Below are 10646 nucleotides of genomic sequence, written 5' to 3' on the forward strand. Positions count from 1 at the left end.
GCCTTCGGCGGCATACATGGCAACCACAGCAACGGAACAGCCAGACCAACGGCGCCCCTCCCCAGCCCTCCCCCTGCCTGCGGCAAAGGGAGGGGGCAGAGCGCGTCCTGCAAAGGGAAGGGCAGAGCGTGTCGCGCTGCACGTCCGTTGCATCACCCAGGCCGGAATGCACTCCTGGCCTGTCGGTCACTCACGCACGGGCCAGCCTGCGCAGGCGCTTGCGCTCCTTCGCACGCGCTCGCCAGTTGCGCCAATGCTTCTGCAGGCACGAGAAGATCACGTACAGCGCCGGCGTGCTCAGCAGGGTCAGGCTCTGCGAGATCAGCAGGCCGCCGATCATCGCGATACCCAGCGGGCGGCGCAGTTCCGAACCCTCGCCGATGCCGATGGCCAGTGGCAGCGCGGCCAGGATGGCCACCATCGTGGTCATCATGATCGGGCGGAACCGCACGATGCTCGCCTCGCGCACCGCCTCGGCCGGCGACTTGCCGTGCTCGCGCTCGGCCACCAGCGCGAAGTCGATCATCATGATCGCGTTCTTCTTGACGATGCCGATCAGCAGCACCAGCGCGATCATCGAGATCACCGACAGGTCGGTGTTGGTCACCCACAGCGCCAGCAGCGCGCCCATGCCCGCCGCGGGCAGGGTCGACAGGATGGTCACCGGGTGCACCAGGTTCTCGTACAGCATGCCCAGCACGATGTAGACCGTGGCGATCGCGGCGATGATCAGCATCAGCATCGCCGATGGATCGGTGGCCTGGCCGAAGCCGCCCCGTTCGGTCTGGCGGATGTCCCCGGGCATGCGCAGGCCATCGATGGCGGCCTTGACGATGGCATCGCCCTCGCCACTGCTCACGCCCGGGGCCAGGTTGTAGCTCAGGTCCATCACCGTGTACTGGTTCTGGTGGGTCACCTGCGACGGCGCCAGGCCGGCTTCCTGGTGGGCCAGCGCAGTCAGCGGGATCATCTGCCCGCTCCTGGAGGCCACGTACAGGTCCTCGATCGCCGAGGGGCTGGCGGTCTGGCTGGGCAGCGCGTTGACCACCACGCCGTACTGGTTGAGGTCGGCGTAGATGGTGGAGATCTGGCGCTGGCCGAACGCGCCATACAGCGCACCATCGATGGCACCGATGCTCACGCCCAGCCGCGAGGCCTTCTCGCGGTCGATGACGATCTTCTGCATCAGCCCGCCCTTGTCCACGTCCGAACCCACGTCGCGCAGTTTGGGGTTCTGCTTGAGCACTTCCACCAGCCTGGGCAGCCACTCGGCGAGCTGGTCGGCGTCGTTGCCCTGCAGGGTCACGCGGTTCTGCGCGCCCTGGCCACCGCCACCGCCGTCGGAGGGCAGGTCCTGGATCGCACGCAGGCGCACGTCCAGGTCGGGGAACTGCGCGGCCTTGGCGCTGAGGCGGGCGACCACGTCCTTGGTCGGCTCGCGGCGGCCGTCCTGGCGGGTCTTCAGCTCGATGTTGAACTGCGCGCTGCTGCCCTGGCGGCTGGAGCCCAGCCGTGAGCCGACCATCTTCACCGCCGGGTCGGCCAGGAACATGTCGCTGAGACGGCGCTGGCGCGTGCTCATTTCCTGGAAGGACACGGTGGCGCTGGAGCTGGCTCGGCCCCAGATCAGCCCGGTGTCCTGCTCGGGGAAGGAGCCCTTGCTGACCGCGCCGGCCAGCATCACCATCGCCACGATCAGCAGCAGCGGGGTCAGCGCCAGCAGCAGGCAGTGGCGCAGCGAGAAGTCCAGCGCCACGGTGTACAGGCGCAGCATCCCTTCGTGCATGCGGTCGAGCATGCGATGGGTACGCGACTCGCGCACGTGGGCCTCATGCGGCTGCAGGAAGCGTGCGCACAGTGCCGGGGTCAGGGTCAGCGAGACGATCGCCGAAACGACGATCGCCGCCACCAGGGTCAGCGTGAACTCGCGGAAGAACGCGCCGAGCATGCCCTGGGCGAAGATGATCGGCAGGAACACCGCCACCAGCGATGCGGTGATCGAGACGATGGTGAAGCCGATCTCGCGTGCGCCGGCCAGCGCTGCCTGCCTGCGGTCCATGCCCTCATCGAGGTGGCGCATGATGTTCTCGATCACCACGATCGCATCGTCCACCACGAAGCCGATGGCGATCACCAGCGCCAGCAGGGTCAGGTTGTTGAGGGTGAAGCCCAGCGTGCTCATCACCAGGGCCGCGCCGGCCAGCGACAACGGCACCGTCACCGCCGCGATCAGGGTCGGGGCCAGGCGGCGCAGGAACAGCGCCATGGTCAGGATCACCATCGCCAGGCTGATCATCAGCGTGATCTGCACTTCGGTCAGCGAGGCGCGGATGGTCGGGGTGCGGTCGAAGTACGGGGTCAGCGTGGTGCCGGCGTCCAGGTAGCCGGCCAGCGACGGAACCGAGGCCTTGACCCGGTCCACGGTGGCGACCAGGTTGTCGCCGCTGCGCAGGTACACGTACATCAGCACGCCGCGCTTGCCGTTGAACCAGGCGGCCTGGTAGGCGTCCTGCTGGCCGTCGTAGACGGTGGCGATGTCCTTCAGCCGCACCACCGCGCCGTCATGCGTGGAGATGGCGACGTTGGCGAAGTCCGAGGCCTTGCGCACCTGGTCGTTGAGGACGATCGCGGTCTGGCTGCTGCCGTCGCTGAGGAAGCCCAACGGCGAGGCCACGTTGGCCGCGCGCATGGCGTTGCGCAGGTCGTCCGGGCTCAGTCCCAGCGCGGTCATCGCACGCAGGTTGAGGTCGATGCGCACCGCCGGCGTCGAGGCACCGGCGATGTCCACCTGCGATACACCCGGCAACTGGCGCAGCCGCTGCGCCAGCAGCGAGTCGGCCAGGTTGTACAGCTCGGCGACCGATTGTGTTTCCGAGGTCAGCGCCAGCGCGATCACCGGGTCGTCGTTGGGGTTGGCCTTCTGGTAGGTGGGCGTGTTGATGCCGGCCGGCAGGTCGGCCATCGCCGCGTTGATCGCGGCCTGCACGTCCTGCGCGGCGGCGTCGATGTCGCGGCTGGTGTTGAACATCAGGAACACCATGCTGCGCCCGTCGCTGCTGCTCGAGCGCATGGTGTCGATGCCCGGTACCTGGCCGAGGTGGCGCTCCAGCGGCGCGGTCACCGTGGCGGCCATGGTGTTGGCGTCGGCACCGGTGTTGGAGGCCTGCACGAAGATCACCGGGATCGCCAGGTTCGGCAGGGCCGCCACGCCCAGCCGCAGGTAGCAGACCAAGCCGGCGAAGAACAGGCCGATGGCGAGCAGGCCGATGCCGATCGGGCGCTTGATGAAGGGCGCGGAGATGTTCATCCGTGCGCCTCAGCGGGCGGCGTGCAGGCGCGCGGCGGCACGCTGCTCGCGGCGCCTGGCCGCCCATTCGGACAGGCGCTCGAAGTACAGGTAGATCACCGGCGTGGTGTACAGCGTGACCAGCTGCGAGAGCAGCAGGCCGCCGACGATGGCCACGCCCAGCGGGCGGCGCAGCTCCGAGCCGATGCCGGTGCCCAGCGCCAGCGGCAACGCGCCCAGCATCGCCGCCGCGGTGGTCATCATGATCGGGCGGAAGCGCAGCAGACAGGCACGGCGGATCGCGTCGTACGCGTTGGCGCCGGCCCGCTGCGCGTCCAGCGCGAAGTCGATCATCATGATCGCGTTCTTCTTGACGATGCCGATCAGCAGCACGATGCCGACGATGCCATCCACCGACAGGCTCATCCCGCACAGGTACAGCGCCAGCAACGCGCCGACGCCGGCCGGCGGCAGCGTGGAGATGATGGTCAGCGGGTGGATGTAGCTCTCGTACAGCACGCCCAGCACGATGTAGATCACCGCGATGGCGGCCAGCAGCAACAGCACCACGTCGGTCTGGCTGCTGGAGAACTCGGCGGCGGTGCCGATGAACTGGGCCTGCATCTGCTGGGGCAGCTGCAGTTCGGCCACCGCCTTGTTGATGGCGTCCACGCCTTCGGACAGCGAGTAGCCCGGGGCCAGGTTGAAGGAGATGGTCGCCGACGGCAGCTGCTGCTGGTGGCTGACGATCAGCGGCGCGGTGCCGGGCACCGCGGTGGCGATGGCCGACAGCGGGATGCTGCCGCCGCCCCCCAGCGCGATGCCGGTGTTGCTGTTGCCGATGCCGGTGGCGGTGGAGGAGTTGCTCGAGCTCACCTGGCCCAGCGTGGTGGCGTTGCTGCCGGTCAGCGTGCCGCTGCCGTTGCTGCCGATCGCCAGCTGGTTCATCAGCGCGTCGCTGTTGCGGAACTCCGGCGCGACTTCCAGCACCACGCGGTACTGGTTGAGCTGGGTGAAGATGGTGGAGATCTGGCGCTGGCCGTAGGCGTCGTACAGGGTGTCGTCGATGGTCTGCATCGGCACGCCGTAGCGGCTGGCCTTGTCGCGGTCCACCTGCACGTGCAGCGCCCGGCCATGGTTGGCCAGGTTGTTGTCCACGTCGGCCAGCTCCGGCAGGCGCCGCAGCGCATCGGTGACGCGCTCGGTCTGGGCGGCCAGCTCGGTGCTGTCCATGTCCGAGAGCGAGAACTGGTAGGCGGTGGCGGCCACGCGCGTGTCCAGGGTCACGTCCTGCACCGGCTTGAGGTACAGCGCGACGCCGGGGATATGCGCGGCGGCGGCCTGCAGGCGCGGCAGGATCACGTCCAACCCGTCACGCTCGCCACGGTCCTTGAGCACGATGCTCAGCTGGCCCTGGTTGAGCGTGGGGTTCATGGTGCCGGCGCCGATGTAGGCGGCCACGCCGGTGACCGCCTCGTCGTGGCGCAGCGCCTCCGCCACGGCCTGGGTGCGCTGCTGCATCTGGTCGAAGGCCACGTTCTGGTCGGCCAGCACCACGCCGGTGACCATGCCGGTGTCCTGGTCGGGCAGCAGGCCCTTGGGGATGGCCATGTACAGCAGCACGGTCAGCGCCACCGAGGCCAGTGCGATGCCCAGGGTCAGGCGCTGGTGGCGCAGCACCCAGTCCAGGCTGCGCTCGTAGGCGTGCACCAGCCGCGACCAGGCGGTGACCTTGCCTGCGGCGGCCGCGCGCTCGTGGGCGTCGTCACCCTCGGGCAGGGCGTCGGGCTTGAGCAGGTAGGCGCACATCATCGGCGTGAGCGTGAGCGAGATCAGCATCGAGATCGCCACCGCGATCGACAGCACCCACGCGAACTCGTGGAACAGGCGCCCGGTGACGCCGGGCATCAGGATCAGCGGCAGGAACACCGCGATCAGCGACACCGTCAGCGACAGCACGGTGAAGCCGATCTCCTTCGAACCCACCTCGGCCGCTTCCTGGCCGTCCTTGCCCTGCTCGATGTAGCGCACGATGTTCTCGATCATCACGATCGCATCGTCGACCACGAAGCCGGTGGCCACGGTCAGCGCCATCAGCGACAGGTTGTCCAGCGACATGCCGGCGAAGGCCATCACCCCGAAGGTGCCCAGCAGCGACAACGGCACCGCCACCGACGGGATCACCGTGGCCCACAGGCGGCGCAGGAACACGAAGATCACCGCCACCACCAGGCAGATGGTGAGGATGAGCGTGAACTGCACGTCGTGCACCGAGGCGCGGATGGTCACGGTGCGGTCGGAGAACACGTCCAGCGTCACGTCGGCCGGCAGCATCGCCTGCAGGCTGGGCAGGATCTGGCGGATGCTCTCCACCGTCTTGACGATGTTGGCGCCGGGCTGCCGGCGCACTTCCAGCAGCACCGCCGGCTTGCCGTCGGCCCAGGCGGCGATCTGGTCGTTCTCCACGCCGTCGACCACCTTGGCCACGTCGCGCAGGCGCACCGGCGCACCGTTCTGGTAGCGGATGATGATGTCGTTGTACGCCGCCGCGTCGGCCAGCTGGTCGTTGGTGGACAGCGTGTAGCTCTGCGTCTTGCCGTTGAGCGAGCCCTTGGGCGCGTTGACGTTGGCCTGGGTCAGCGCGCTGCGCAGGTCCTCCAGGGTCATGCCCATGTTCGACAACTGCGCCGGGTTGGCCTGGATGCGCACGGCCGGGCGCACGTTGCCGGCGATGGAGACCAGGCCCACTCCGTCGGTCTGCGACAGGCGCTGGGCCAGCACCGAGTCGGCCAGGTCGTTGACCTCGCGCAGCGGGCGCGTGTCCGAGGCCAGCTTGAGGGTCAGGATCGGCGCATCGGCCGGGTTCACCCGGTTGTAGACCGGCTGGTAGGGCAGCGAGCTGGGCAGGGTGGCCTGGCGGATCGCGGCCTGCACGTCCTGCGCGGCGGTGTTGATGTCGCGCTCCATCGAGAACTGCAGCACGATGCTGGACAGCCCGGCCGAGGAGTCGGAAGTCATCATGTCCAGGCCGGAGATCTGGCCCAGCTGCCGCTCCAGCGGCGTGGTCACCAGCGAGGCCATGGTCTGCGCGCTGGCACCGGGGTACTGCGTGGTCACCACCAGGCTGGGCGCCTCGATCTCGGGCAACGCGGCCACCGGCAGGCGCTGGTAGCCGAGGATGCCCAGCAGCATCAGGCCGATCATCAGCAGTGAAGTGGCGATCGGTCGGCGGATGAAGATAGTCGAGAAGCCCACGGGCGATTCCTGGTGCGAAGGGGGAGGGACGGAGGGCGCGCGGCGCGTCAGCGCGGCGGGCCACCCCTGCCGCCACGGCCCTTCTGGCTGGCCGCCTTGAGCTGGTCCTCGGTCGGTTCCGGCGGTGCCTGGCCCGGCGCCAGCTGGGTCACCTTGCTGCCTTCCTTCAGGCGGAACTGGCCTTCGGTGACCACCTTGTCGCCGCCTTGCAGGCCCTTGCTGATCACCACGTGGCTGTCATCGACCTGGCCGCCCTGGACCACGTCGCGCAGCGTCACCGTGCCATCGGCCTTGATCAGGTAGACGAAGTCGCTGTTGCTGCTGCGCTGCACGGCTTCGGCCGGCACCACCACCGCATCGGGCAGCTCGTTGAGCTGCATGCGCACGTTGACGAACTGGCCCGGCCACAACGCGCCCTCGGCGTTGCCGAACTCGGCGCGCAGGCGGAAGGTGCCGCTGGTGCTGCTGATCTGGTTGTCCACCACCTGCAGCTTGCCGTCGGCGTTGACCACGCTGCCGCCCTCGCGGTCGAGCGTGGCGGTCTGCAGTGGGCCGGCCTGCTGGGCGCTGCGCACCGCGTCGAGCTGCTGCTCGGGCAGGTTGAACAGCACGTAGATCGGCTGCAGCTGGGTCACGGTGACGATCTGGGTGCCGGCGCTGACCACGTTGCCCGGGTCCACCGCGCGGATGCCGGCAACGCCGTTGATCGGCGAGGTGATGCGGGTGTAGTCCAGCTGCACCTTGGCCTGGTCCATCGACGCCTGCGAGGCGGCGACCGCGGCCTGGTACTGGGTCACCTGGTTGCGCAGCGTGGTCAGGTCGGTCTGCGCGACGAACTGGCGGTATTCCGGTGAGTTGGAGCGTTCGAAGTTGGACTGCGCGGTGGCCAGCAGGGCCTGGTTCTGGCGCTTGCTGGCCGCGGCCTGGTCGTACTGGGCCTGGAAGGTGCGCGGGTCGATCTGCGCCAGCAGCTCACCCTTCTTCACGGCCTGGCCTTCGCGGAAGTTCACGCTCAGCAGCTCACCGCCCACCTGCGGGCTGACGGTGACGGTGTTGTAGGCGGTCACCGTGCCCTGGGCGGTCACGTACACCGGCACGTTCCTGCGCTCGGCGGCGACCACGGTGACCGGCACCGGGGCGTCGTTGCCCCCGCCCTGGTCCCCGCGCATGGCACCTGCCGCCGGCGCGCCCGCCTTCTGCTTGCCGCCCCCCATCACCCGGTAGCCGATCCCGGCCACGAGCAGCACTGCGATGACCAGCAGCACAATCTTCCAGAAACGCGACATGCGAAAACTCCTGAGAAACCGATAAGGGGAAGAAACGATCAAGCTGCCAAGGATAGCGCTGGCCCGTGTCGGTCTGTTTCATGACCGATGGCCTACGCGCTCAGACCGCGACAGGGTGTGAACGTTCCAGAGCGCCCCCGGTTGACCGCCGTAGTGCCACGCCGGCCGTCATTGTCCCGGCAGTGCCGAGCCACGCTCGGCGCGAGCCTTCCGGTCACGCCCAGGCGGCGCATCGCCCCGGTTCTGGCTTACAGTCCCCCAACGCTCCCTTTCCAAGGAATTGCCGATGGCCCGCACGACCGTGTTGCTGACCGCGCTGCTGTGCGCTCTCTCCCCGCTGGCGCAGGCCCAGCAGGCACAACGCCCGGAAGTGGCGGAGGCGGCCAGGCGGCTGCAGCAGCAGGTAGTGGACTGGCGTCGCGATTTCCACGAACACCCCGAGCTCTCCAACCGCGAGGAGCGCACCGCCGCCAAGGTCGCCGAGCGCCTGCGCGCGATGGGCCTGCAGCCGAAGACCGGCGTTGCCGTGCATGGTGTGGTGGCGATCATCAAGGGCGGCCTGCCGGGCCCGAAGATCGCCCTGCGTGCCGACATGGACGCGCTGCCGGTCACCGAGCAGACCGGCTTGCCGTTCGCTTCCAGGGCCAAGGCCGAGTACCGCGGCGAGCAGGTCGGGGTGATGCACGCCTGCGGCCACGATGCCCATACCGCCACCCTGCTGGGCGTGGCCGATGCGCTGGTGGCCATGCGCGACCGCTTGCCGGGTGAAGTGATGCTGATCTTCCAGCCGGCCGAGGAAGGCGCGCCGCCGCCGGAGCAGGGCGGCGCCGACCTGATGCTCAAGCAGGGCCTGTTCAAGGACTTCAAGCCCGAGGCCGTGTTCGGGCTGCACGTGTTCTCCAGCGTCCAGGCCGGGCAGATCGCGGTGCGCGGCGGCCCGCTGATGGCGGCCTCGGACCGCTTCTCGATCACCGTCAACGGCCGCCAGACCCACGGCTCGGCGCCGTGGAACGGGATCGACCCGATCGTCGCCGCCTCCGACCTGATCGGCACCGCGCAGACCATCGTCAGCCGCCGCGCCAACCTGTCCAGGCAGCCGGCGGTGCTGACCGTCGGCGCGATCAAGGGCGGCATCCGCTACAACATCATCCCCGACTCGGTGGAGATGGTCGGCACCATCCGCACCTTCGATGCGGACATGCGCCGGCAGATCTTCGCCGACCTGCGCAACGTCGCCGAGCACACCGCCGCCGCGCACGGCGCCACCGCGGTGACGGACATCTACGAGAACGACGGCAACCCGGCCACGGTCAACGACCCGGCCCTGACCGCGCGCATGCTGCCCAGCCTGCAGGCCGTGGTGGGCACGGACAACGTCTACGAGCCGCCGCTGCAGATGGGCTCGGAGGACTTCTCGCTGTATGCCCAGCAGGTCCCGGCGATGTTCTTCTTCGTCGGCTCGACGTCCCCGGGCATCGACCCGGCGACCGCGCCCAGCAACCATTCGCCGAAGTTCCTGCTCGATGAAAAGGCGCTGGACGTCGGCCTGCGCGCGCTGCTTCAGGTGTCGCTGGACTACCTGCACGGTGGCAAGGCTGGCTGACTCCCGGTAGTGTCGTGCCCCCCTCGACACGGAAGAAGGACACTCCCATGAGCGCCAGCCTGGCCATGCTGCTGCAATCGCAGCTTGATCCCACGCTCACCGCGCACGCCTTGCTGGCGCAGATGCGCAGCGATTGGCCCGACCTGGACCCGTCGCTGCTGCGGCTGGGCGAGATGCCCGCCGAGGACGGTCAGGGCAAGGCGGACGGCGGCGACGAGTCGCCGATGCAATGCCTGGAGTACGGCGATGCGCTGATCGCGCTGATGCCGATCCCGGTGCAGATCGGCGACGACATCGACCAGATCTGCGCGCACAGCCGGCTGTGGCCCGACGCCACGCCGGCGCCGGTGGATTACGCCGCGCACACCATCGTCACCGTGATGGCGTTCGGCCAGGACGGCCAGGACACCAACCTGGTCGCCCAGGCCGCGCTGCTCAGCCGCGTGCTGGCCTCGGCCATCGCCCTGTCCGACAGCATCCAGGCGGTGTATTTCGGCAGTGCCAACCACGTGGTGCTGCCGGGCCTGTTCCGTGAACTGACCCAGGCCACCCTGCCTGCGCCGATGCCGATCGCCTGGGTGGCGATCAACGTCGGCGCCCGCCCGGACGGGGTGATGACCGGTCACACCCGCGGCATGGACATGCTGGGGCTGATGGACATCGAGATTCCCGAGACCCAGGACAGTGCCGAGGAGGTATTCGGCCGGCTCACCGGCATCGTCGATTACCTGGTCGAGAACGGTATGGTCATCAGCGATGGCGACACCCTGGGGGCCAGTGCCGAGGAACGCATCCGCGTCGTCTACGGCCCCTCGGCGCTGGACCCGGAGCGGCAGGTGATGCGCCTGCAGAGCGAGGAAGTGCCGCAGGCCAAGCCGGGCACGTCGTGGTGGAAGCGGCTGCTGAACTGAACCTGCGCCTGGGGTGGGGTGTGCAGTGAAAGCGGGTGTCGGTAAATCCGCCGCTCAAACTGCTGCCCCTACAATGGCGCCGATGAATACCCCCCAAGATTCCAGCCTCGGCCGCGAGGTCGACTACCCCCGCCAGTACGACGCCAGCCTGTTGTTCCCGATCCCCCGTGCCGGGGCCCGCGCGGAAATCGGCCTGGGCGGCGGCGACCTGCCTTTCCACGGCGAAGACCGCTGGCACGCCTATGAACTGGGCTGGCTGGACGCCCGCGGCAAGCCGTGCGTGGAGACGTTGACCCTGTGGGTGC

5 protein-coding genes and 1 pseudogene are annotated in these 10646 nt (G+C 68.9%); 3 read left to right on the plus strand and 3 right to left on the minus strand.

All coding sequences use genetic code 11. From position 1 onward, the window contains the following. Positions 1–190: 190 nt before the first annotated feature. From VA603_RS06180 to VA603_RS06190, 3 genes are read right to left on the minus strand one after another with little or no spacing between them, the layout of a single operon-like run. A complete protein-coding gene (locus VA603_RS06180; RefSeq protein WP_323438262.1) occupies positions 191–3307 on the minus strand; it encodes an efflux RND transporter permease subunit in 3117 nt (1038 codons plus the stop codon). Between the two features lie 9 nt (positions 3308–3316). Continuing rightward, positions 3317–6541 carry an efflux RND transporter permease subunit gene (locus VA603_RS06185; RefSeq protein WP_132865922.1) on the minus strand — a complete coding sequence of 1075 codons (3225 nt, stop codon included), beginning with the start codon at positions 6539–6541 and terminating at the stop codon, positions 3317–3319. 47 nt (positions 6542–6588) lie between these two features. Next, entirely contained in the window at positions 6589–7827 is a 1239-nt protein-coding gene (locus VA603_RS06190) for an efflux RND transporter periplasmic adaptor subunit (protein ID WP_323438263.1), read from the minus strand. Between the two features lie 286 nt (positions 7828–8113). Between VA603_RS06190 and VA603_RS06195 the strand changes: the two genes are divergently transcribed. The 3 genes and pseudogenes from VA603_RS06195 to VA603_RS06205 form a co-directional block, all read left to right on the plus strand. After that, the gene (locus VA603_RS06195; RefSeq protein WP_132865920.1) at positions 8114–9430 is read left to right on the plus strand and encodes an amidohydrolase; all 1317 of its coding nucleotides are present in this window, start codon (positions 8114–8116) and stop codon (positions 9428–9430) included. A gap of 47 nt (positions 9431–9477) precedes the next feature. Then, a complete protein-coding gene (locus VA603_RS06200; protein WP_132865919.1) occupies positions 9478–10341 on the plus strand; it encodes a DUF4261 domain-containing protein in 864 nt (287 codons plus the stop codon). An 82-nt stretch (positions 10342–10423) separates the two neighbouring features. Beyond that, positions 10424–10646, plus strand: a pseudogene (locus VA603_RS06205) (NADPH-dependent 7-cyano-7-deazaguanine reductase QueF); the annotation flags it as partial.

It is taken from the genome of Stenotrophomonas capsici (assembly GCF_034961085.1).
In the GTDB taxonomy this organism is placed as follows: Bacteria; Pseudomonadota; Gammaproteobacteria; order Xanthomonadales; family Xanthomonadaceae; genus Stenotrophomonas; species Stenotrophomonas capsici.